This is a genomic window from Dickeya parazeae Ech586, assembly GCF_000025065.1.
Lineage (GTDB): Bacteria > Pseudomonadota > Gammaproteobacteria > Enterobacterales > Enterobacteriaceae > Dickeya > Dickeya zeae.
The window spans coordinates 3057400-3081674 of sequence record NC_013592.1 but is presented as its reverse complement, the minus strand read 5'-3'; the positions used below and the strand labels follow the sequence as shown (position 1 = coordinate 3081674).

Here is a 24275-nt window from a genome sequence, read left to right as displayed (position 1 = left end):
GCCGTGAACAGACGCAATTTTTTCAAGCTGGCGTCCGCGGGAGCACTGCTGGCGGGGACGCCGCTTGCCAGTCAGGCGCAGGCCACCAACCGGCCGCCAATTCCTGGCGCGCTCGGCATGCTGTACGACTCGACGCTGTGTGTGGGCTGTCAGGCATGCGTAAGTAAATGCCAACAGGTCAACAAGCTGGAGTATAAACCGGATAGCACGGTCTATTCTGGTGGTGCGGCGACCTGGTCTAACAATGACAAGCTCAGCCCTTACACCAACAACATCATCCAGGTGTGGCGTAGCGGCGACGGCAAGAACAAAGATCAGGAAAAAGACGGCTACGCCTACATCAAGAAGCAGTGCATGCACTGCGTCGATCCCAACTGTGTGTCGGTGTGTCCGGTATCGGCGTTGAAAAAAGACCCGAAAACCGGCGTGGTGCATTACGACGCCAGCATCTGTACCGGGTGTCGTTATTGCATGGTGGCGTGCCCGTTCGATGTGCCGAAGTACGACTATGAAAACCCTCTGGGCAAAATCCACAAATGCGAGCTGTGCAACCAGCCTGAGCTGGCCAGACTCGACAAAGGCGGCATGCCGGGGTGTGTGGAAGTCTGCCCGACGGGTGCGGTGATTTACGGTACCCGTGAGCAACTGCTGGAGGAAGCAAAACGTCGGCTGGCGCTGAAACCGGGTGATGAATACGCCTATCCACGCCAAACGTTGGACAGGAAAGACACCTACCAGCACACCGTGCCACGCTACGAACGCTATGTCTATGGCGAGAAGGAAGCGGGCGGGACGCAAGTGCTGGTGTTGTCTGGGGTGCCGTACTCAAACCTGGAAATGCCCGCGTTGGATTCGCTGTCTACCGGTGCACGCTCAGAGCACATCCAGCACACGTTGTACAAAGGTATGGTGTTACCGCTGGCGGTACTGGCCGGGTTATCCGTACTGGTGCATCGCAATACCCGTGCTGAGCGCGAGGAGACGCACGACGACTCACAGGAGAAACCTCATGACGGCGCATAAAGCAAGTCCGTTGGGCGGTCGGCTGGTGAGCTGGCCGGTGATGCTGCTGGCCCCGCTGGTGGCAATTTGCGCGATCCTCATCGTGAAACGTCTGTTTCTGGGGATAGGCTCCGTTGCCGATCTGAACGGCGGCTACCCGTGGGGGATCTGGATCGCGTTTGACCTGTTGGTCGGTACCGGTTTTGCCTGCGGCGGTTGGGCGTTGGCCTGGGCGGTTTATGTATTCAACCGTGGCGAATACCACCCGTTAGTACGTCCGGCGTTACTCGCCAGTCTGTTTGGCTATTCGCTGGGTGGATTGTCAATCACCATCGACGTCGGCCGTTACTGGAACCTGCCGTATTTTTATATCCCCGGTTATTTCAATACCAACTCGGTACTGTTTGAAACCGCTGTGTGTATGACTATCTACATCGGGGTGATGGCGCTGGAGTTCGCGCCGGTCGTGCTGGAACGCTTTGGCTGGAAGGTGTCGCTGAAACGACTCAACAAGGTGATGTTTTTCATCATTGCGTTGGGGGCGTTACTGCCGACGATGCACCAGTCATCGATGGGATCGCTGATGATTTCCGCTGGTTATAAAGTGCATCCGCTGTGGCAAAGCTATGAGTTGTTGCCGCTGTTGTCGCTGCTGACCGCGTTCATCATGGGCTTTTCGATCGTGATTTTTGAAGGCTCGCTGGTACAGGCTGGGCTGAAAGGGCGTGGTCCGGACGAACAGGCGTTGTTCCGCAAATTGACCGGACTGGCCCATGTGCTGGTGCTGCTGTTTGTGGTGCTGCGCTTCGGTGAAATCATCTGGCATCAGAAAACCGCACTGTTGTTTGCCGGTGACCGGTTTGCTGTCATGTTCTGGTGCGAAGCCGCTTTGATGGTCTTGCCGCTGATCCTGCTGCGCTTGAAACGCTGCCGTCAGGATGCTCGCTGGCTGTTCGTCAGCGCGCTGTGCATGCTGTTTGGCGCGGCCCTGTGGCGACTGAGCTATTCGCTGTTGGCGTTCAACCCGGGCAACGGCTACCACTACTTTCCTAAAGCGCAGGAGATCCTGATTTCCATTGGCTTCGTCGCCATTGAGGTCTGCGCCTACATCTTGTTAATCCGCCTGCTGCCGGTACTGCCCGCGCTGAAAGGCGAACATACGCATCATCAGGCTGAGGTAAAGCATGAGCCAACGCATCACCATTGATCCCATTACCCGTATCGAAGGGCATCTGCGCATTGATTGCGAAATTGAAAACGGCAAGGTCACCAAAGCCTGGTCATCCGGCACTATGTGGCGTGGCATGGAAGAGATTGTCAAAGGGCGTGACCCGCGTGATGCCTGGATGATCGTGCAGCGTATCTGCGGCGTGTGCACCACCGTGCATGCTATCGCCTCCGTGCGTGCGGTAGAGAATGGGCTGGGCCTGAATGTGCCGGTCAACGCTCAGTATATCCGCAACCTGATTCTGGCCGCACACAGTATCCATGACCATATTGTGCATTTCTACCAGTTGTCGGCGCTTGACTGGGTGGATGTGACCTCCGCGTTGAAAGCCGATCCGCAGAAAGCGGCGACGCTGCTTAACGGGTTATCCACGTGGCCGCTGAATACCGCTGCCGAGTTCACCAAGGTGCAGCAGAAGCTCAAAGATCTGGTTGCCAGCGGTCAGCTAGGTATTTTCGCCAACGGCTACTGGGGCCACCCGGCGATGTCGCTGCCGCCGGAAGTGAACCTGATTGCCGTCGCTCACTATCTGCAGGCGCTGGAATGCCAGCGTGATGCTAACCGTATCGTGGCGATCCTGGGCGGGAAATCACCACACATTCAAAACCTGGCGGTTGGCGGTGTGGCTAACCCTATCAATCTGGATGCCCCAAGCGTACTCAATCTGGAACGGTTGATGTATGTGAAGAGCTTTATCGACCGGTTGGGGGATTTTATTGAGCAAGTCTACAAAGTGGACTGCGCGGTGATTGCTGCCCATTACCCACAATGGTTGTCGCTGGGACGCGGTGCCGATCATTACCTGAGCGTGCCGGAACTGCCGACCGACAACAAGAATGGCAGCTTCCTGCTGGCGGGTGGGTATATCGAAAACAGCGATCTGTCGACGTACCGACCGATCACCAGCCACAGCGATAAGTTCCTGATCGAGGGTATCCGTGAGAGCGGTAAACACGCCTGGTATCAGGACGATCAGCCGCTGGCTCCGTGGGAAGGGCTGACCCGACCGAAGTACACCGGCTGGCATGAAGACGGCAAATACTCCTGGGTGAAATCGCCGACTTTCTACGGCAAAACCGTGGAAGTGGGGCCGCTGGCTTGGTTGCTGTGCGGCCTGGCTGCGAAGCATAAAGACACGTTGACCCATTTCTCTCAGGTTAAAGCCGCTTATCAGACGCTCAGTGGGCACCAACTGGAAGAGAAACATTTGCACTCCACGTTGGGTCGGGTGATTGGCCGTACGGTGCACTGTTGCGTACTGAAAGATACGCTGGCGCAGCAATGGCAGGCGCTGGTGGACAACATCGGTAAAGGCGATCATCAGACCTTCATCAAACCGGACTTTTCACCCGATACCGAGTTTCACGGTGTGGGCTTCGGGGAAATGCCGCGCGGTATGCTGTCGCACTGGGTGGTGTTTAAAAACGGCAAAATCACTAACTATCAGGCGGTAGTGCCGTCGACCTGGACATCCTGCCCACGTAACGGTGAAGACAAGCCCGGCCCGTACGAGCAGTCGCTGGTCGGTACACCGGTGGCGGACCCGCATAAGCCGTTGGAAGTGGTACGTACCATCCACTCCTTCGACCCTTGTATGTCTTGTGCGGTGCACGTAGTGGATACCGTGAATGGCAATGAAGTGACGCGGGTGAAGGTGCTGTGATGAATATACTGGTGTTGGGGATCGGCAATATTTTGCTGAGTGATGAAGGGGTTGGGGTGCGTCTGGTGGAACAACTGGAGCAGTGCTTTGACTGCACACCCGCCATTGATGTGGTGGACGGTGGCACCTGCGGCATGGAGCTGATGGAATGCATGGCCGGGCGCGATCACCTGATCGTTGCCGATGCGGTACTGACTGGCAAGGCACCGGGCAGTGTGACGGTGCTGCGTGACCGTGAAGTCCCGGCGTTGTTTACCCGCAAGATCTCCCCGCACCAGTTAGGTCTGGCCGACGTGCTGATGGCGCTGCAACTGACCGGCGAATTTCCCCGCCAACTGACACTGGTTGGCGTGGAGCCGGAAGCGCTCGATTCTGGTATCGGCTTGTCCGATACCGTGACCCGGGCGCTGGAACCGGCGTTACAGCACATGATTGCCGCGCTGCGTCAAAGTGGCGTGACGGTGACGGAGAAAACCGCGCAGGAGGTGTGTGGTGACTGATATTTTTTCTGCTTCGCCACGCGACGGCGGTAATAATCCGTCGGTAATACCCGATGAGCGCAAAGAATTGGCGTGGATTGCGGGGCATGATCAGAGTCCGGTGGCCTGGCTGGAAGCCGAGTTCAACCGTATTGCGCAAGAACGCATGCGGTTGTTGCCGTTTTATCGTGACGGTATTCCGGTGCGGGCCTGTGGATTTACCCTGTTTGAACAGCAGTGGTTCGGTTGCCTGTTGACGCCGTGGATGTTGAGTCTGCTGGTGCTGCCGGGGCCGGGGCAACAATGGCCCCGACGTGAGCTGTCCACCCGACTGGCATTAGCGCTGCCGTGCGGCAGCATGAAGTTCGTGGTCAGCGAAAGCGATGACGGGCAGCAGTATCTGTCCTGTTCACTGATGTCGCCGCTGGACTCGGCACTCGGTGCGGACCAGGCGTTACAGTTGGCGCAGCAAAGCGCACGTATGGCCTTGTCATTGCCGGTACAGGATGCCGATGCGCCAGAGAACCTGAGTCGCCGCGCGCTGTTCAGCCGTTATCGGAGTCAGCGGCATGCATGAAGTGTCCTTGTGCTACAACGCACTGGAGTTGATTGAACAGCAGGCGCGTCAGCATGGCGCCCGCCGGGTTACCGGCGTGTGGCTGGAAATCGGCGCGCTGTCTTGCATTGAAGAAAGTGCGTTGCAGTTCTGCTTTGAGTCGGTCTGCCGGGAAACCATGGCAGAAGGCTGCCAGTTGCATGTGTCGGTGCGTCCGGCACAGGCCTGGTGCTGGGAGTGTAGCCAGCCAGTGGAAGTGACCCACCACGACAGCGGCTGTCCGCATTGCGGCAGCCATAGCCTGCGAGTTGAAAGCGGAGGCGATAGCCTGCAACTAAAGCAATTGGCGGTTGAATAACACGTTGCTGTCATGCGGCGTGTCGTCAGTAAAAGACGGTCAGATTGACCGGAGGAGTCGTATCAATGTGTACCACATGCGGTTGTGGCGAAGGAGAACGCCGGATAGAGGGCGATGAACCTGCGCATTCACACCACCATCCCCATACGCACGATCACCACCACGAACATAGCCACAGTCATGATCATGCGCATTCGCATCCTCACCATCATGACCACGATCACGGGCATGACCATCATCATGACGACGTAGCGGCCGCGCCCAGTGTGATTATTCATCATCACCATTATTACTATCACCACGGCGACGTACACCATCACTATCATGGCACATCACGTCCGCTGGCCGTGCGCCACGCGCATGAGCATCATGCCCATACGCACGATTCGCATGACCACCATGATCACGACAACCATGATCACGACAACCATGATCACCACCATGAGCATGCTCATCACAGCCATGCTCATCATGGTCATGACCATCACGCGCATTCACACGAACACCGTCAGCAGGAAGAGCGGTTCCAGCCGGTAGAGCAGGAAAACCATCTGCACTATGGGCAGGGCGCGGCAGGCACCCATGCGCCGGGTGTCGGTCAGCAACGACTGCTGCAGATAGAAATGGATGTGCTGAGTAAAAACAACCAACTGGCAGCGCATAACCGCGAGCATTTCGATGCCGACCAGATTCTGGCGTTGAATCTGGTGTCCAGCCCCGGTTCCGGGAAAACCACGCTGCTGACCAATACCTTGCACTTGCTGCGTGAGCGCGTGCCGTGCGCAGTGATCGAAGGCGACCAGCAAACCACCAACGACGCCGAACGTATTCGGGCTACCGGCGTACCGGCGATTCAGGTTAATACCGGCAAAGGCTGTCATCTGGATGCACAGATGGTGCATGACGCCATGCACCGACTGCAACTGCCAAATCAGAGCCTGCTGTTTATCGAAAATGTTGGCAACCTGGTGTGTCCGGCCGGTTTCGATTTGGGGGAACGGCACAAAATTGCGGTCTTGTCGGTCACCGAAGGCGAAGACAAACCACTTAAGTATCCGCACATGTTTGCCGCTGCTTCGCTGATGATCATCAACAAGATCGATCTGCTGCCGTATCTGGATTTCGATCTCGACGCTTGTGTTGCTAATGCGCGTCGCGTTAACCCGCAGATCGAGGTAATTGCGCTGTCGGCTCGCACCGGCGAAGGGATGGAAGCCTGGTTGACCTGGCTGGAAGCCCAGCTTTTGGGGGCACAAACGCCGTCACAACCGTCACTGCTGTCAGGAGTCTAACCATGTGTTTGGGCGTTCCCGGTAAAGTGGTCGCTGTCGGGCTGGATTTACATTATCCGGCACGGGTGGATGTGTGTGGTGTACAGCGCGAAGTCAATATTGCGCTGGTATGCGAAGGCGACCCGGTAGAGTTGGTAGGGCAGTGGGTACTGGTGCATGTCGGTTTCGCCATGAGTCTGCTCGATGAGCAGGAAGCGCAGGAAACGCTGGCGGCGCTGCAATCCATGCAGGCGGTTGGACTGGAGCTGGATGAAGTCAGGCAAACCGGAGCCATTTATGCAGTACGTTGATGAATTTCGTGATCCCGAACTGGCGAAATCGTTGTTACAGCGCATTCAGGCGCTGGTTGACGATATGCCGCATTTAAAGGCGCGCTCGTTGCAACTGATGGAAGTGTGCGGCGGGCATACCCATGCCATTTTTAAGTTCGGTATCGACCGGCTATTGCCGCCGGAAATTGAGTTTGTGCACGGACCGGGCTGCCCAGTGTGCGTGTTGCCGATGGGGCGGATCGATGCCTGTCTGGAGATAGCCGCTCGCCCTGACGTGATCTTTTGTACTTTCGGCGACGCCATGCGGGTGCCGGGTCGTAACGGGTCGTTGCAGGATGCCCGACGCCACGGCGCTGATGTTCGGGTGGTTTATTCCCCGCTGGATGCGCTGGCGCTGGCGGAGCAACACCCTGATCGACAGGTGGTGTTTTTCGGACTGGGATTTGAAACCACCATGCCGAGCACCGCACTGACCCTGCAACAGGCCAAACGTCGTGGTATCGATAACTTTTCGCTGTTTTGCCAGCACATTACTATCATTCCCACGCTGAGAAGCCTGCTGGAGCAACCCGATTTGCGTATCGACGGGTTCCTGGCACCGGGACATGTCAGCATGGTGATTGGCGCGTATCCTTATCAGCCGCTGTGCGAGCAGTTCCATAAACCGTTTGTGGTCACCGGTTTTGAGCCGTTGGATATCCTGCAGGCGCTGTTAATGCTGGTGCAACAACTGCATGATGAACGCTGCGAAGTGGAAAACCAGTACCGTCGTATCGTGCCAGACAGTGGCAATACGCTGGCGCAGCAGGCGATGGCCGAGGTATTTGAAACCAAGGCCAGCAGTGAATGGCGTGGGTTGGGTGAAATTGCCAATTCCGGTATGCAGTTGCGGGCAGAGTATGCGGCATTTGATGCTGAACGCCGTTTCAAACCGCAGCAGCAACAGGTGGCAGATGAGCCGCTGTCACGTTGCGGCGATGTGCTCACCGGGCGCTGCAAGCCGGGTGATTGCCCACTGTTTGGGCAGCGTTGTACGCCGCAAAATGCTATCGGCGCGCTGATGGTGTCCTCAGAAGGTGCCTGTGCCGCTTATTACCAGTATCGACGGGAGTGCGCCTGATGAAGAATACCTTATTGCCAAAAGAGATTACCCTAGCGCATGGCAGCGGTGGGCAGGCGATGCAGCAGTTGATCGAAGGCCTGTTCCTGCAGGCGTTCGATAACCCATTATTAGCGGAACGTGAGGATCAGGCGCGTTTATCGCTGGCGGAGCTGAATGCCGAAGGCGATCGGCTGGCGTTTACCACCGACAGCTATGTTATCGACCCGATCGAATTTCCCGGCGGTAATATCGGCAAGCTGGCGGTATGCGGTACGGCTAACGATCTGGCGGTCAGTGGTGCTGTGCCGCGTTACCTCTCCTGCGGTTTTATTCTGGAGGAAGGGCTGGCGGGAGAAACGCTGCTGCGCATCGTCAGTTCGATGGCGCAAACTGCCCGCGAGGCCGGTATCCAGATCGTCACCGGTGATACCAAAGTGGTGCCGCGCGGCGCGGCGGACAAAATTTTCATCAATACCGCCGGTATTGGCGTGATTCCACCACATGTGCAGTGGGGCACCGGTGAAATTCGCCCCGGTGACCGTTTGATCGTCAGTGGTACGTTGGGGGATCACGGTGCCACCATCCTGAATTTGCGTGAAAAGCTGGGGCTGGAGGCCGAATTGACCAGCGATTGCGCGGTACTGGCACCGTTGATTGCGCCGCTGCGCGAGATTAATGGCGTACGTGCTCTGCGCGACGCTACCCGTGGCGGGGTGACGGCAATCCTGCACGAATTCGCGCAAGCCAGTGGTTGCGGCATGGAAATACAGGAAAGTGCGTTACCGGTCAAAACGGCGGTGCGTGGTATCTGTGAACTGCTGGGTCTGGAAGCGCTCAATTTCGCCAATGAAGGTAAACTGGTGCTGGCGGTGTCGCCAGAAGCGGAAAGCCGGGTCCTGGATGTTTTACAATCTCACCCATTGGGGCGCGATGCCGCGGTCATCGGCAGCGTCACCGACAAAAAACAGGTACGCCTGTGCGGCGTATTCGGCACCTCCCGCCTGCTGGACTTGCCCCACAGCGAGCCGATGCCGAGGATTTGCTGACAAGCAGTTGTTGATAAACAGCCGAACTGTTTTTATCGACAAGATAGTGAGGGATTTCGTGCGCGATAAGCCATATGGTTTCTCTGTTATTTCGTCGCACGCACGACAAGGAGAGGCTCAAACGCCGCCTCTCCTTGACCACTGGCTGGTAGCTAAACTGTGCCGCTGCGCGGTGCCTTCGGCGTTCGCCTTCGCTGTTCGGGCCGCCCGTGACGCGTTCCCGACGCGGCACGGGCTTTCGCCGCATCCATGCGGCTCACCCGGCGAAGCCGCCCACCTCAGCACAGTTTTTGACGCAGAAAAGACGAACATTCGTGTCTTTGCTGTAGAAACTTCATCCTATAGATCCCAAGTATAGGTTCTTACCTATGTCAGCAATTAATGTACAGACGACATCAGGCGTTGAAATTCGCGTTAAAGGCAAAGTGCAGGGGGTGGGGTTTCGGCCTTATGTCTGGCAAATTGCTCACCGGCTTGGTGCTAAAGGCAGTGTGCTAAATGACGGCGCGGGGGTGTTAGTCCGGCTGTGGCCTGCGAGCGCCGAGGTGGATTTCATTGCCGCGCTATACGCCGAATGCCCGCCGCTGGCGCAGATTGACCAGGTCACCTGTCAGCCTTATCGCTGGGCAACACTGCCGGACGATTTCACCATTGAACACAGCGGTGCCGGGCAGATGGATACCCACATTGTGCCGGATGCGGCGACCTGTGATGCCTGCCGTCAGGAGCTGTTTGATCCGCGCGATCGTCGCTACCGTTATCCGTTTATCAACTGCACCCATTGTGGCCCGCGTTTTACTATCATCCGCCAGATGCCATACGACCGCCCGAATACGGCGATGGCGACGTTCCCGTTTTGCCCCACCTGTCAGCAGGAATACCAACATCCGGCGGATCGGCGCTTTCATGCTCAACCCAACGCCTGCCCAACCTGCGGGCCGCAGGTGTGGCTGAGTGATGCCTCGGGTGTCGTAGTGCGTGGCGATGACGCTATTATGCAAGCGGCCACCGCATTATGCGCCGGGCAAATCGTGGCAGTAAAAGGGCTGGGTGGGTTTCATCTGGCTTGTGACGCCACCCATGCGCAGGCGGTGACACGACTGCGTGAGCGTAAACACCGCCCGGCCAAGCCGCTGGCGGTGATGTTGCCGGGTGCTGACTGGCTCGCACAGTGCAGCTGTGTGGAGAATTCTGCGCCCGCGTTGCGTCTGATGCAAAGCCCGGCGGCGCCTGTCGTACTGCTACCGCTGCGCCACGATGGCGTACTGGCAGCGGGCATTGCCCCCGGTCTGGATGAAGTGGGATTGATGCTGCCTGCCAACCCATTGCAGCACATGCTGTTGGCGGCGGTGGGTCGACCGCTGGTGATGACCTCTGGCAATGCCAGTGGTAAACCGCCCGCGCTGGATAACACGCAGGCGCTGGCTGAGCTGGCGGCTATCGCTGACCTATGGCTGCTGCATGACCGCGATATTGTGCAGCGGGCCGATGACTCGGTGGTGAGAATACAGGGCGATCGGGCGGAGATGCTGCGGCGCGCGCGCGGCTATGTGCCGGATGCCCTGCCGCTGCCGCCGGGGTTTAGCCAACAGCCCGCGTTACTCGCCATGGGGGCTGACCTCAAAAATACCTTCTGCCTGCTGCGTGATGGCTCTGCCATCGTCAGCCAGCACCTGGGCGATCTGGCTGATGACGAGGTGGAACAGCAGTACCAGCAGGCGCAAAGGCTGTTTGCTGATATCTACCGGTTTACCCCGCAGGCCATCGCGGTGGATGCTCATCCGGGGTATGTCAGCCGTCGTTTAGGGCAGCAACAGGCGCAACAGTTGGGTATCCCTTGTATTGAGGTGCTGCACCATCACGCACATATCGTTGCCTGTCTGGCGGAACATCGCTGGCCGTGCGACGCCGGGCCGGTCATCGGGCTGGCGTTGGATGGTATCGGCTATGGCGGTGATAACCGCTGGTGGGGCGGTGAGTGTTTGTTGGTGGATTACAGTCAGTGCCAGCATCTGGGGGGGCTGCCGGCGGTGGCACTGCCGGGCGGCGATCTGGCGGCACGCCAGCCGTGGCGTAATCTACTGGCACAGTTTCTGGCATTTGTACCGGATTGGGCGTCACTGCCGCAAGCGGGTGTGATTCCTGTCGCTGCGTGGCCGTTGCTGACGCGCGCTATTGAGCGTGGCCTCAACGCCCCGCTGGCCTCATCCGCTGGCCGGTTGTTTGATGCCGTCGCAGCCGCCTGTGGGTTTGGCGGCGAACAAAGCTGGGAAGGAGAGGCGGCCTGCTGGCTGGAAGCGCTGGCCCGGCAACATCAACAGACCCGACCGCCGGTGACGCTACCGTTATCCGGCTACCAGTTGGATCTGGCTACGTTCTGGCGGCAGTTTCTGGCATATCGCGCACCAGTGGCCGATCGTGCGTTTGCGTTTCATGTGGCGCTGGCGGATGGGCTGGCAGCACTGGTTCGTCAGGTATCACGGGAGTATGGGCTGAATACGGTGGTATGCTCAGGTGGGGTGATGCATAACCGTTTGCTGGTAGCGCTGCTGCGCGAACGGCTGGCGGATGTGACGTTACTGATGCCCTCACGTTTACCGGCGGGTGACGGTGGGCTGGCGTTGGGGCAGGCGTTGATTGCTGCCAGCCGTCTGTCAACACAAGGGTAACTGTTATAGCTTTTTTTCACCGGACTGTATCTGTTCTGATAAAGTACGCCGTGCTACCGTTGCGCACCAATACGCAGCGGCAGAGGTGTCGGTATGGACGAAGTGAAACGTATTCTGAATGAAGAAATCGAACGTCTGAATCGTGAGGAGCGGCGCGATAATCGCATCCGTTTCAGTCGCCGCTTTATGGTAACCCACCCTTATTTATTCGGCGGCATGCTGGCGAGTTATGTGCCGGTGGCGTTGATTCTGTGGTACGCACCCTATTTCGGCCTGCCTTATGTGGTGGGGTTTACGTTGTTTCTGGCAGTGATGTCGCTGGCGATGTCGATGGACATTAATCCACGCTATCACTTTGAAGATATCGACACGCTGGATCTGCGGGTGTGCTACAACGGCGAGTGGTATAACAGTCGGCATGTGTCGGCACAGACGCTGGAAGCGCTGCTGCATAATCCGCAGGTCGCCGCCGCGGTAAAAGAGGGGATCGCCCGTTTGTTGCAAACCAAAGGGTATCTCTATTTCTACGATGTGTTTTCTCTGGCCTACCGTTCAACTGCTGCGCGTTGAGGGATTATCGCTGTGAATAAAAATCAACGGTATGAAGCGATGACAGGGCGCGTCCTGCGTGATAGGTTCAAAACTCATCTTGTTTACCGTTCTTTGAGGCCAGAGACGCGCTATGACGATGCGAAACGCAGATTGTCCCTCCTCATCACGTTCTCCTTCTTTACTCATCGTCCAGATGGGGGAACCCCCTGAGCCTATCGCGCAGGCTGTCGGCCAACAGGCTGACTGGTTTTGCAGCGCGCTGGCGGCGCAAGGCGTGCAGCTGCATGTGGTGCGGCCGTATAGCGGCGATACTCTGCCTTCTCCTGATGAGCACGATGCCGCCATTATCAGCGGCTCCTGGTCGATGGTGACCGACCGGCTGGACTGGAGCGAGCGTACCGCTGAGTGGCTACGCCAGAGCGTGCAGGTCGGGTTGCCGGTGCTGGGCGTGTGCTACGGCCATCAGTTATTGGCGCATGCACTAGGCGGCACGGTAGCGGATAACCCGAATGGACGTGAGATGGGGCTTAAGACGGTAACGCTGCATGACCATGCCGCGGATGACGCGTTGCTGACGGCGATACCGACGCAGTTTAGCGCTTACCTCAGCCATCTTCAGTCTGTGGTGACGCCCCCACCGGGTGCACAGGTGCTGGCGGCGTCAGAACAGGATGGATGCCAGATTATTCGTTACACGCCGCATACCTTGTCATTCCAGTTCCACCCCGAGATGGATGCCGCGGTGATGAACGCCTGCCTGCGACACTGCGCCTTGCCGGAAATAACCCATAGCGCTGAGCCAGTGTGGGCGCGGCGGTTGCTGCTGGATTTTGTCCGGCAGGCGTTGTCCCGCTAAGGAGCATGGCTCTGGCTAAGTTCGAACAACTGGCTGACCAGATGCGCGAGCAGTTACAGTCGGGTATCTGGCAACCGGGGGAAAAACTGCCGTCGTTGCGCGAAAAGGCGGTGCATTCCGGCCTGAGTCTGATGACGGTGCTGCATGCCTATCAGCTACTGGAAAGTCAGGGCTGGATTGTGTCGCGCCCGCAATCGGGCTATTACGCCGCACCGCGTATTGAGCGGCCGTCCACGCCAGCGAGCGATGGCGAAGCGGTGCATCTGACGGAAAACGTTGACGTTAACCGCTTCATTTTTGATGTGCTGCACGCCAGCCGTTCGCCCGGCGTGGTGCCGTTTGGTTCTGCTTTTCCCGATCCCCGGTTGTTTCCTCAGCGCCAGTTAACCCGTTCACTGGCGACGGTAGCACGCCGTATGCAACCGGAAAGTGCGCTGGATAACCTGCCACCCGGCAATGAGCGCTTACGCAAGCAGATAGCCCAGCGCTATGCGTTGCAAGGTATCGCCGTCTCGCCGGATGAGATAGTCATCACCAGCGGTGCCATGGAGTCACTGAACCTCAGCCTGCAGATGTTGACCCGCCCGGGCGATTATGTGGTGGTGGAGTCGCCGTCGTTTTACGGTGCATTGCAGGCTATCGAACGTTTGCAGTTGAAGGCGATTGCTATCGCCACCCATCCGCATACCGGCATTGATCTGGCGGCATTGCGACAGGCATTGCAGGACTATCCGATCCGCGCCTGCTGGCTGATGACTAATTTTCATAACCCGCTTGGTTGTACGCTGGCATGGGAGAAAAAGCAGCAACTGGCCGCGCTGTTGAGCGAACATCAGGTACCGTTGATTGAAGATGATGTCTACAGTGAGCTGTACGCCGGTCCTCATCGTCCGCTGCCGGTCAAAGCGTTGGATACGCAAGGGCAGGTATTGCACTGCTCTTCGTTTTCAAAAAATCTGGTCGCCGGATTTCGTGTTGGCTGGGTGGCGGCAGGCCGCTTTGCGCAAGGCATCCAGCGGCTGCAACTGATGAGCACGCTGTCTGCCAGTGCACCGATGCAATTGGCGGTGGCCGATTATCTGGCGACCAGTAGTTACGATAGTCATCTGCGGCGTCTGCGGCGAACGCTTGAGCAACGCAAACACCGCTTGTACCAGGCAATGAAAGCGCACTTCCCGGCCGGTGTGGATATTTACTACGCCGATGGCGGCTATTTTCTGTGGCTGGGGTTGCCGGATGGCATCAACAGTATTGACCTGTATCAGCAGGCACTGGCTCTGAATATCAGTATCGCGCCGGGCCGCATGTTCACGACCAGCGATAAGTTTGACCGCTACTTTCGTATCAATACCTCTTTCGAATGGCAGGAGAAAACGGAAAACGCCATTATCGCGTTGGCGACATTGTTGAAAAACGCACTCTCCTCGTCCTGATCGGTAACCCGCGTTATTTATCGTTTTCCATCAAAAATAATCGATTCACGGTCATATCATGTCGGGCGTTATTTATTTTACGTCGTCTGCGTTATTTATTTTTTTATCGTCAGACGGGTATTCCTCTTTATCCGTCGAAGCAACAGATACTCTGTTTTTTTATAAAGAAAATTTTAATTATTTCTCATTGGTATAACGTAGTGAAGGGCACTTGCCTGCAATCGATATGTAAAAAAATATATAGCGATACAATAGCTTGGCTCTCTTGATAATGAGAATGATTATTCTTAACTGCGTGATAACGTTAAAAAACAGCCGCGCCACGACGAATTGTGACTTATTTGTTGTTATTGAGATAATTAATTGGCGCTTTTTATTCGTCGGTACATAATACATATGTTTGATAGGGGTTTATGCACACTCCCTGTCAGCATTCATTCATATTAATAAAGCATTAATACATAAAATACGATATTACCCCCAGTAATCAGAGTTGCGGGACAACGTGTTGAACAACGCCGCGCGTTGCCTTTTCAGGGTAGGGCTCAGGTGAGCCTGATAGCATAGCCGATGGACCTGCAATTCGACGTATGACGGGTATATACCCCAAATAATTCGAGTTGCAGGAAGGCGGCAATCGAGCGAATCCCCAGGAGCTTACACAAGTAAGTGACTGGGGTGAGTGAGGGCAGCCAACACACCTGCAACTTGAAGTATGAAGGGTATAGTTCTGAGTGATGTCGTGCGAGGAATCTCCCATGCAGGTCAGCAGAAGGCAGTTCTTTAAAATATGCGCAGGCGGTATGGCCGGAACGACGGTCACCGCTCTGGGGTTCTCGCCCAGTGCGGCGTTGGCCGAAACGCGGCAATACAAGTTATTGCGAGCCAAAGAAACCCGGAATAATTGCACTTACTGTTCAGTCGGGTGCGGTATTCTGATGTACAGCCTGGGCGATGGGGCCAAAAACGCCAACGCCTCTATTTACCACATTGAAGGGGATCCGGATCATCCGGTGAGCCGTGGTTCGTTGTGCCCGAAAGGGGCCGGTCTGGTCGATTTTATCCATAGCGATCAGCGCCTGAAATACCCGGAATACCGAGCGCCGGGCTCGGACAAATGGCAGCGCATCAGTTGGGAAGAGGCGTTCGATCGCATCGCCACATTGATGAAAAAAGATCGCGACGCCAATTTCGTTGAGAAAAACGCCGCCGGTGTGACGGTTAACCGTTGGCTGACTACCGGGATGCTGTGTTCCTCCGCCGCCAGTAATGAAACCGGAATACTGGATCAAAAATTTGCCCGCGCACTGGGTATGATCGGCATCGATACGCAAGCGCGTCTGTGTCATGGCCCAACGGTCGCGGCACTGGCACCGACCTTTGGTCGCGGTGCGATGACCAATAACTGGGTCGACATCAAGAACGCCAATGTGATTTTGGTGATGGGGGGCAACCCGGCAGAAGCGCACCCGGTCGGATTCAAATGGGCCGTAGAGGCCAAGATTCACAACGGTGCCAAACTGATAGTCGTCGATCCGCGTTTTAACCGCTCGGCCGCCGTTGCTGACATGTACTCACCGATTCGCGCCGGGTCCGATATCACCTTCCTGCTGGGTGTTGTCAATTATCTGCTCATCCACAGCAAGGTGCAGATGCCGTATGTGAAGGCGTATACCAACGCCAGTCTGATCGTACGTGATGATTACCACTTTGATGAAGGTCTCTTCAGCGGTTACGACGAGAAAGAGCGTAAGTACGACCGCACCAGCTGGCAGTATGCGCTGGATGAAAACGGCTTTGCCAAACGTGATGACACGCTCAGTGATCCGCGCTGCGTCTGGAACCTGCTCAAAGAGCACGTCAGCCGTTATACGCCGGACCTGGTAACCAATGTGTGCGGCACGCCGAAGCAGGATTTTCTGACCATTTGTGAGCAACTGGCCTCGACCTGCGTACCGGATCGCACCGCGACCATCATGTATGCCCTTGGCTGGACACAGCACACCGCAGGCGCACAAATTATCCGTACCGCGGCCATGGTGCAGTTGCTGCTGGGTAACGTCGGTATGGCTGGTGGCGGTGTGAACGCACTGCGCGGTCACTCGAACATTCAGGGCTACACCGATTTGGGGTTGTTGTCGCTGAACCTGCCGGGGTACATGCCGCTGCCATCGGAAAAACAAACCTCGCTGGCGATGTATCTGGATCAGATAACACCGAAAGCGCTGCTGCCGGATCAGGTTAACTATTGGAAGAATACGCCGAAGTTCTTTATCAGCATGCTGAAAAGTTTCTGGGGCGATAAAGCGACCAAAGAGAATGACTGGGGTTATGACTGGTTGCCGAAGTGGGACAAGAGCTACGATGCGTTGGCGTATTCCCGCATGATGCTGGACGGCAAGGTCAACGGCTATATCGTGCAGGGGTTCAACCCGATGGCGGCCTTCGCGGACTCCAACCGCGCTCGTGATGCACTGAAGAAACTGAAATATCTGGTGATCATTGACCCGCTGGCGACCGAAACCTCCAACTTCTGGCAGAACCACGGTGAGCTGAACGATGTCGACCCCAGTAAGATTCAGACTGAGGTGTTCCGCCTGCCGTCGAGCTGTTTTGCCGAGGAAAACGGCTCCATCGTTAACTCCGGCCGCTGGCTGCAATGGCACTATCAGGGCGCTGAGCCGCCAGGTGAGGCGCGCCACGACGGGGTGATTATCGCTGGCCTGTTCCTGCGTCTGCGTGAGTTGTATGCCAAAGAAGGTGGCGCTAATCCTGAGCCCGTGTTGAACATGAGCTGGAATTACTTGCAGCCGGAAGACCCGTCCGCCGAGGAAATTACCAAAGAAGCCAACGGTCGCGCGCTGGCGGATCTGTACGACGATAAAGGCAACCTGTTGTTGAAGAAAGGGCAACTGCTGCCTGACTTCTCGGTGCTGCGCGATGACGGCAGCACGGCCAGCTTCTGCTGGATTTACGCCGGTTCGTGGACCGAGGCAGGTAACCAGATGGCGCGTCGCGACAACGCCGACCCGTCAGGTTTGGGCTGTACGCCGGGCTGGGCCTGGTGCTGGCCGCAAAACCGTCGCATTCTTTACAACCGTGCGTCGGCTGACGAACAAGGCCGCCCGTGGGATCCAAAACGTGAACTGATTCGCTGGAACGGCCAGAAGTGGACGGGGATAGATGTGCCCGATTTCGCCGCTACCGTGCCGCCGGGTAGCGCTGCCGGTCCGTTTATTATGAACGCCGAAGGGCTGGGGCGTCTGTTCGCTCTCGACAAGATGGCCGAAGGGCCGTTCCCGGCACACTATGAGCCGCTGGAATCGCCGCTGAAAACCAACCCGGTTTACAGCAAAGTTCAGGTTAACCCGGCTGCCCGTATTCTGCCTGCCGACCGCCCGTATATGGGAACGGTGGAAGAATTCCCGTTTGTTGCCACGACCTACTCGATTACCGAGTTGTTCCGCCACTGGACGAAACATGCGCGTCTTAACGCCATCGTTCAGCCGGAGCAGTTTGTGGAAATCGGCGAAGGGCTGGCGAAGCAGAAGGGTATCCAGGCCGGCGATGTGGTGAAAGTCAGCAGTAAACGAGGATATATCAAGGCGAAGGCAGTCGTTACCAAGCGTATCCGTACCCTGATGATTCAGGGCAAACCGGTGGAAACCATCGGCGTGCCTTGTCACTGGGGCTTTGAAGGCACCACCCAGAAAGGCTTTATGGCGAATATCCTGACGCCGCATGTCGGTGACGCCAACAGTCAGACGCCGGAATACAAGGCGTTTCTGGTTAATGTGGAAAAAGCGTAGTCGCGGAGAAACATTATGGCAATGCAATCACAAGATATTATCCGTCGCTCCGCGACTAACTCACTGACGCCACCGCCGCAGGCCCGCAACCACAAAGAGCAGGTGGCCAAACTGATCGATGTGACCACCTGTATCGGCTGTAAAGCCTGTCAGGTGGCCTGTTCCGAGTGGAACGACATCCGTGACGAGGTGGGGCATAACGTAGGGGTGTACGACAACCCGACCGACTTGAGCGCTAAGTCCTGGACGGTCATGAAGTTTGCCGAGTTCGAAGAAAACGGCAAGCTGGAGTGGCTTATCCGTAAGGATGGCTGCATGCACTGTGCCGACCCAGGCTGCCTGAAGGCGTGCCCGTCGGAAGGCGCGATTATCCAGTACGCTAACGGCATCGTCGATTTCCAGTCCGAGCACTGCATCGGTTGTGGCTACTGTATCGCTGGCTGTCCGTTCAATGTGCCGCGCATGAATAAGGACGATAACAAGGTGTACAAGTGCACCTTGTGTGTCGATCGTGTGGAAGTCGGCCAGGAACCGTCGTGCGTGAAAACCTGCCCGACCGGCGCGATTCATTTCGGTACCAAAGACGAGATGAAAGTGCTGGCGGCCGAACGGGTGAAAGACCTGAACAGCCGCGGTTATCAGAATGCCGGTCTGTACGACCCGGCAGGCGTGGGTGGAACGCACGTAATGTACGTGCTGCACCATGCAGACCGGCCAGAGCTGTATAACGGTCTGCCCGCTAACCCGACCATCAGCCCGGCGGTCACCTTCTGGAAAGGCATCTGGAAGCCGCTGGCGGCCATCGGTTTTGCCGCCACCTTCGCGGCCAGCGTATTCCACTACGTGGGTATCGGCCCGAACCGGGTAGAAGACGATGACGAAGCGCACCACGAGGGCAAGCAGCATGAAAAAGAGTAATCGAATTCAGCGTTACAGCGCCCCCGAGCGCATTAATCACTGGATTGTGGCGTTCTGCTTTGTGTTTGCCGCACTCAGCGGATTAGGGTTTTTCTTCCCGTCGCTCAACTGGCTGATGAGTGTGCTGGGCACGCCGCAACTGGCGCGTATCCTGCACCCGTTTGTCGGCGTGGTGATGTTTGTCGCCTTCCTGCTGATGTTTTTACGCTACTGGAAACACAACCTGATTGAGCGCAGCGATTTGGAGTGGGCGAAAAACATCCACAAAATCGCTCGCAACGAAGAGGTTGGTGATACCGGTCGGTACAACTTCGGTCAGAAGTGCGTGTTTTGGCTGGCGATTCTCTGTCTGCTGCTGTTGCTGGCAAGCGGGATTGTGATTTGGCGGCCTTACTTTGCGCCGTCATTCTCCATCCCGGTGATCCGCGCCGCATTGGTCGTGCACTCGGTATCCGCAGTCGGTTTGATCCTGACCATCATGGTGCACGTGTACGCCGCGCTGTGGGTGAAGGGCACTATCACCGCGATGGTGGAAGGCTGGGTATCCAGCGGTTGGGCGAAGAAACACCATCCGCGCTGGTATCGTGAGCTGCAATCCAAAGGGCAGGATAAGCACTGACTCCTCATCGCAAACCGATTGAGCCAATGGTCAAGGAGAGGCGGCATTGAGCCTCTCCTTGTCGTGCGTATGATGAGGTAACAAAGAAACGACACCGTTTATCTCGCACGAAACTCTTCCCTGATCAGACAAACTTACTCGTTCACAAAGCAACATGGCTGTTTGCCTACAGCCTAACTCACCTATTTACCAGTTTTGCCGGTAGCGCCACTACCAACAGCGAACTGAGCAACAGGCAGAAAGCAAAGAACCACAGCGCGCCATTACCGCTACCGGTTAGCTCCATCGCAAAACCCATGATGGAGTTACTCACCAGACCGGCGATATTCGCCAGCGAACAGGCCAGCGCAAAGCCGGTGGCCGCGGCAGTGCCGGTAAGAAAGGTCGCAGGCAGGCTGAAGAACACCGGCACGGTGCCAATGATGGCGGCCTGTGCTACCGAGAACAGCAACACCGTCATCACGATATTGTGGGTGAAGAAGGTACTGGCTGCCATGGCCGCCGCACCGAGCCAAAATGGCACAATGATATGCCAGCGCCGTTCGCGTAGCCGGTCGGAACTGGCTCCCAGCAGCACCATACCTGCCAACGCCGCGATACTGGGAAGAGCGGTCAGTACGCCAATCTGTCCGATGTCAGCCACACCGGCCTGTTTAATGAACGTCGGGAGCCAGAATCCCATCGCATAAGCGCACAACAAAATCGAAAAGTCGATGCCGCCGAGCATCCAGACTTTCAGGTTCAGAAAACCGTCGCGGAAATGGTGTTTCAGGTGCGGCGCTTCACGGGAGTCAATGGCTAGATCGGCACGCACCTGCATTTTTTCTGCTTTATTCAACCAGTGCGCCTGCTCAATGCTTTCCGGCAGGAGCCAGAAGGTCAGTACACCCAGTAGTACACTTGGCAGCCCTTCCAGCAGGAACATCCACTGCCAGCCGTGTAGCCCATAAGCGGAATCAAAATGCGACATGATAAAACCAGACAGCGGTGCGCCCACCACGCTGGAGAGCGGCAGGCCAATCATGAACAGGGAAATAATGCGACCGCGCCGCCAGGAAGGGAACCAACGAGTCAGGTAAAACAGCACACCGGGGAGAAAACCGGCTTCAGCGGCACCCAGCAGAAAACGCAGGACATAGAACTGGCCCGGCGTGGTGACAAACAGGGTTCCGGCGGATAGCAGCCCCCAGCTTATCATGATGCGTGCAATCCATAGTCGAGCGCCGACACGTTGCAAAATCAGATTGCTGGGCACCTCAAACAAAATATAGCCGACGAAGAATAGCCCGGCACCCAGACCGAAGGCGATGTCGCTGAGCGCCAGTTGGTTTGCCATCTGGAGTTTCGCCAGCCCGATATTGATGCGATCAAGGTAGGCGGCGAGATAGCACAGACACAAAAAGGGAATCAGTCGCCAGGCAATTTTGCGGTAAACCCGAGTGGTGCCCGATGGAGGCGTATGAGAATCAACGGCAGTCATGGATGTCGTTTCCAGCATGTAGACAGAATTATCGCGATACCTATCGACAGTGCTGCTTCGACATCATGCTTACCTCAAGACAACATGAACGAAAGCGAAAGCAGACTGACGGTCAGCAACCACAGTCGTTCCATTGTGCGGTTGATGACCCGTTGTGTCCATCTTGTTTCGTTGATGTATCCACTCCGGGGTAGGCGGCGGAAAATCCTGCTGATTGTGGGGAATAACCTGCTAACATGAGGACATCAGAACGGGGCCTTCGCCGCGAGCGCCACGTCTCGTCAACATAGATAAACAGGAAGCATCACCTGATGAGTATTCGTATTGTGCCGCAGGAGCAACTGGCTGACAGTGAGAAAACCTCAACCATCGGCGTCATTCCTCCTTTACTGTTCGCCAACCTAAAGAGCTTGTACCGTGGCCGTGCCGAGCGCTTGCGTCAACTGGCGCAGGACCATCCGCTGGCGGATTACCTGCTGTTTGCCGCAGGTGTGGTAGAGGCGCAGGACAAAGTGCGTCATGACCATCCGTTGGAGAAAGAGCTCTCTGGGTTGCTACACTGCGGTGATTTACACGATAACGTCGCCGCGCGCCCGCCGCTGCATATCACCACCCTAACCCGCGACCCACACTGGCATCGGTTATTGCAGGCGTTGATCGAAGAACTCAAGCCTGCGGCTAGCGGTCAGGTGCTTGCCACGCTGGAAAATCTGGAAAAAATGTCAGCCCAGCAGTGGGATTCACTGGCGGATGCCCTGCTCAGCCAGCAGTTCACAGCGGAAAATAACGATAAAGCCCCGTTTGTCTGGGCGGCGTTGTCGCTGTACTGGGCACAGATGGCCACGCAGTTACCGGGCCGAGCGCAGGCTGAGCAGGGTGAGCATCGTCAATTCTGCCCGGTATGCGGTAGCATGCCGGTCTCTGGGGTGGTACAGATTGGCACCACCAGCGGCCTGCGTTATTTACACTGCAATCTGTGTGAAACCGAGTGGCACATGGTGCGCGTCAAGTGCAGCAATTGCGAGCAGGCAGGCAAACTGCACTACTGGTCGCTTGATGATGAGAACGCGGCTATCAAAGTGGAAAGCTGCGACGACTGTGGGACGTACCTGAAGCTGCTGTATCAGGAAAAAGATCATCGGGTGGAAGCGGTGGCGGATGACCTGGCCTCGCTGGTACTGGATGTGAAAATGGAAGAAGAAGGTTTTTCCCGCAGCAGCATCAACCCGTTTCTGTTCCCGGACAGTAACCAATAGGCGGGATAACTCAGCCTGTTGGCATGCACTGTACTGGTATTCTGGAGTCAGCGCCTGTGTCAGGCGTTGGCGTTGTATCAGTGACCCTGCTTCGCCGCGTTACAATAATCATGTGCCAACGCGCTGTGTTGTCCAAAACGCAGCGCGTTTTATTCTGCAACTTAAGTTATTTAGGATATATTCTTTTAAATTCCACTTTCATGAATTAATTACATTTGTAATTAATTTATTCTAAAAATAAGACCATAAATAAAGATAGGCGACGTTATTTTTTTTGTTATCTCTTTTTTATTTTTCTTTTTTATAATAAATCGTTTTCTTTCCAATATATTGGCGTTCTTCCCCCTACCAACGAACCAGCCTGATTTTTTTATATTTTGAATGGCAAGTATAGTGGCGTTGTTCAAAGGTATTATCTGAATATGTCGTCATATTTAACTTTCCACTACATCGGTATGATGGCTCGGTTTATTTTACGTCTTTTTATTTTCGCTGTTATTTTGTATTGATAAATTGATTTTTATTTTCCTTGCCGTAAAAAATCGATGTATTGCGTTATTCAACGCGCAATTCGGTTGTTCTTCGGAAAATAGTGAGATATGACCATCAGGAATTATCGCCTTACAGGTGATTGCGAAGTATTTTCTCTAAATTATTTAAGGACTCATATATTATGGCTAACTCAACGAATGTTAATAATCTGATGGGATATACTAAAGGCGCACAGGTTATTCGTGTTAAACCCGTACGCCAACAAATTGATGCGCTTAATGATATCGTTTATTCCCAGATTAAAAGTACACAAAGAGTACAGCAGTTGGAAATGTCGTTGCTTGTCCCACGTACGACGACACTTAAACCGGCGATTGTCTATTTCCCCGGTGGTGGTTTCGCTTCCGCTGCGTATGCCAAATACATTGATGTGCGTATGGCGCTTGCGGAAGCTGGTTTTGTCGTCGCGGCGGCGGAATATCGTGTGGTGGCCGACAAATACCCGGCACTGATTGAGGATGCCAAATCGGCAGTGCGTTACTTGCGTGAACACGCAGCGGAATACGGCATTGACCCGAACCGAATTGGTGTATTGGGTGATTCCGCCGGTGGTTATGTCGCGCAAATGACCGGTGCGACGAATGGGCTGCGTAGCTTTGATAAAGGGCGCTTTCTGGATAAATCGTCGGATGTTCAGGCAGTGGTTTCGGCGTACGGTATTTCCAATTTGTTGAGCATTGGCGAAGGCCTTCCAGAAAACCTGCTCGTAGTGCATGATTCGCCGGCGGTAACGGAAGCGTTGTTGGTCAATGGCACGGCATTTGGGGATTTTCCCGGCGCCACCATTACCAGCGACCCGGTCAAAGCGCTTAATGCCAGCCCGATGGGGCATCTCAACGGGAAAAAACCGCCGTATCTCATCATGCACGGCAGTGCGGATACTGTCGTTTCACCGTTGCAGAGCAAACAACTGTATGAAGCGCTGGTAGCTGGCGGCAACAAAGCGGAGTACGTGCTGCTGGAGGGGGCTGGTCATGGCGATATTAACTGGTTCCAGCCGGTGATCATCAATAAAATCGTGAATTGGTTCAAACAAACGCTGGGTGAACCTATCACGCAAACGGCTCCAACGGGGGGCGGTAACGACACCGGCGGTCAGCTGTAATAATCAACCCAGTCTACAGGTTATGCGG

General features: G+C 55.9%; 20 protein-coding genes. 19 read left to right on the top strand and 1 reads right to left on the bottom strand.

All coding sequences use genetic code 11. The features are described from left to right. Positions 1 to 3: 3 nt before the first annotated feature. The 17 genes from hybA to fdoI all read left to right on the top strand — a co-directional run bounded on the left by hybA (position 4) and on the right by fdoI (position 19854). Complete coding sequence (hybA, locus tag DD586_RS13480; protein WP_012885384.1) at positions 4 to 1023, top strand: hydrogenase 2 operon protein HybA; 1020 nt, start codon at positions 4 to 6, stop codon at positions 1021 to 1023. Further along, positions 1010 to 2209 (top strand): Ni/Fe-hydrogenase cytochrome b subunit, encoded by a 1200-nt coding sequence (gene hybB, locus DD586_RS13475; RefSeq protein ID WP_012885383.1) that lies wholly within the window; start codon positions 1010 to 1012, stop codon positions 2207 to 2209. The genes hybA and hybB overlap by 14 nt, the downstream gene beginning before the upstream one ends. After that, complete coding sequence (gene hybC, locus DD586_RS13470; RefSeq protein WP_012885382.1) at positions 2187 to 3893, top strand: hydrogenase 2 large subunit; 1707 nt, start codon at positions 2187 to 2189, stop codon at positions 3891 to 3893. The genes hybB and hybC overlap by 23 nt, the downstream gene beginning before the upstream one ends. Next, entirely contained in the window at positions 3893 to 4393 is a 501-nt protein-coding gene (locus tag DD586_RS13465; protein ID WP_012885381.1) for a HyaD/HybD family hydrogenase maturation endopeptidase, read from the top strand. Before hybC ends, DD586_RS13465 begins: the two co-directional genes overlap by 1 nt. A 46-nt stretch (positions 4394 to 4439) precedes the next feature. Continuing rightward, on the top strand, positions 4440 to 4949 hold the full coding sequence (gene hybE / locus DD586_RS13460) for a hydrogenase-2 assembly chaperone (protein WP_049779818.1): 510 nt from the start codon (positions 4440 to 4442) through the stop codon (positions 4947 to 4949). Beyond that, on the top strand, positions 4942 to 5286 hold the full coding sequence (gene hypA, locus DD586_RS13455) for a hydrogenase maturation nickel metallochaperone HypA (RefSeq protein ID WP_012885379.1): 345 nt from the start codon (positions 4942 to 4944) through the stop codon (positions 5284 to 5286). The genes hybE and hypA overlap by 8 nt, the downstream gene beginning before the upstream one ends. 65 nt (positions 5287 to 5351) lie before the next feature. Beyond that, positions 5352 to 6578: a hydrogenase nickel incorporation protein HypB gene (hypB, locus tag DD586_RS13450; protein WP_012885378.1), complete on the top strand. Its 1227-nt coding sequence runs from the start codon at positions 5352 to 5354 to the stop codon at positions 6576 to 6578. Between the two features lie 2 nt (positions 6579 to 6580). Beyond that, on the top strand, positions 6581 to 6868 hold the full coding sequence (gene hybG, locus DD586_RS13445) for a hydrogenase maturation factor HybG (RefSeq protein WP_012885377.1): 288 nt from the start codon (positions 6581 to 6583) through the stop codon (positions 6866 to 6868). Further along, positions 6855 to 7970, top strand: coding sequence for a hydrogenase formation protein HypD (hypD, locus tag DD586_RS13440; RefSeq protein ID WP_012885376.1), 1116 nt, complete (start codon positions 6855 to 6857; stop codon positions 7968 to 7970). Before hybG ends, hypD begins: the two co-directional genes overlap by 14 nt. Beyond that, positions 7970 to 8998, top strand: coding sequence for a hydrogenase expression/formation protein HypE (gene hypE / locus DD586_RS13435; protein ID WP_012885375.1), 1029 nt, complete (start codon positions 7970 to 7972; stop codon positions 8996 to 8998). The genes hypD and hypE overlap by 1 nt, the downstream gene beginning before the upstream one ends. 368 nt (positions 8999 to 9366) lie before the next feature. Next, positions 9367 to 11667: a carbamoyltransferase HypF gene (gene hypF / locus DD586_RS13430; RefSeq protein ID WP_012885374.1), complete on the top strand. Its 2301-nt coding sequence runs from the start codon at positions 9367 to 9369 to the stop codon at positions 11665 to 11667. Positions 11668 to 11760: 93 nt separating this feature from the next. Next, positions 11761 to 12237: a YlaC family protein gene (locus tag DD586_RS13425; protein ID WP_012885373.1), complete on the top strand. Its 477-nt coding sequence runs from the start codon at positions 11761 to 11763 to the stop codon at positions 12235 to 12237. A gap of 112 nt (positions 12238 to 12349) precedes the next feature. Beyond that, positions 12350 to 13075, top strand: coding sequence for a glutamine amidotransferase (locus tag DD586_RS13420; protein ID WP_012885372.1), 726 nt, complete (start codon positions 12350 to 12352; stop codon positions 13073 to 13075). A gap of 11 nt (positions 13076 to 13086) precedes the next feature. Then, entirely contained in the window at positions 13087 to 14508 is a 1422-nt protein-coding gene (locus tag DD586_RS13415) for an aminotransferase-like domain-containing protein (RefSeq protein ID WP_041164993.1), read from the top strand. A gap of 758 nt (positions 14509 to 15266) precedes the next feature. Further along, entirely contained in the window at positions 15267 to 18317 is a 3051-nt protein-coding gene (gene fdnG, locus DD586_RS13405; RefSeq protein WP_012885370.1) for a formate dehydrogenase-N subunit alpha, read from the top strand. A 15-nt stretch (positions 18318 to 18332) separates the two neighbouring features. Then, positions 18333 to 19235 (top strand): formate dehydrogenase subunit beta, encoded by a 903-nt coding sequence (gene fdxH, locus DD586_RS13400; protein ID WP_012885369.1) that lies wholly within the window; start codon positions 18333 to 18335, stop codon positions 19233 to 19235. Beyond that, on the top strand, positions 19222 to 19854 hold the full coding sequence (gene fdoI / locus DD586_RS13395; RefSeq protein WP_012885368.1) for a formate dehydrogenase cytochrome b556 subunit: 633 nt from the start codon (positions 19222 to 19224) through the stop codon (positions 19852 to 19854). Before fdxH ends, fdoI begins: the two co-directional genes overlap by 14 nt. A gap of 178 nt (positions 19855 to 20032) precedes the next feature. On the opposite strand, the gene DD586_RS13390 is transcribed toward fdoI, so the two are convergent. Next, complete coding sequence (locus DD586_RS13390; protein ID WP_012885367.1) at positions 20033 to 21334, bottom strand: MFS transporter; 1302 nt, start codon at positions 21332 to 21334, stop codon at positions 20033 to 20035. 311 nt (positions 21335 to 21645) lie between these two features. Here DD586_RS13390 and fdhE point away from each other — a divergent pair, with 311 nt between their 5' ends. Both fdhE and DD586_RS13380 read left to right on the top strand, forming a co-directional pair. Beyond that, complete coding sequence (gene fdhE, locus DD586_RS13385) at positions 21646 to 22590, top strand: formate dehydrogenase accessory protein FdhE (RefSeq protein WP_012885366.1); 945 nt, start codon at positions 21646 to 21648, stop codon at positions 22588 to 22590. A 673-nt stretch (positions 22591 to 23263) separates the two neighbouring features. Beyond that, entirely contained in the window at positions 23264 to 24247 is a 984-nt protein-coding gene (locus tag DD586_RS13380; RefSeq protein ID WP_012885365.1) for an alpha/beta hydrolase, read from the top strand. The last annotated feature ends 28 nt before the right edge of the window (positions 24248 to 24275 follow it).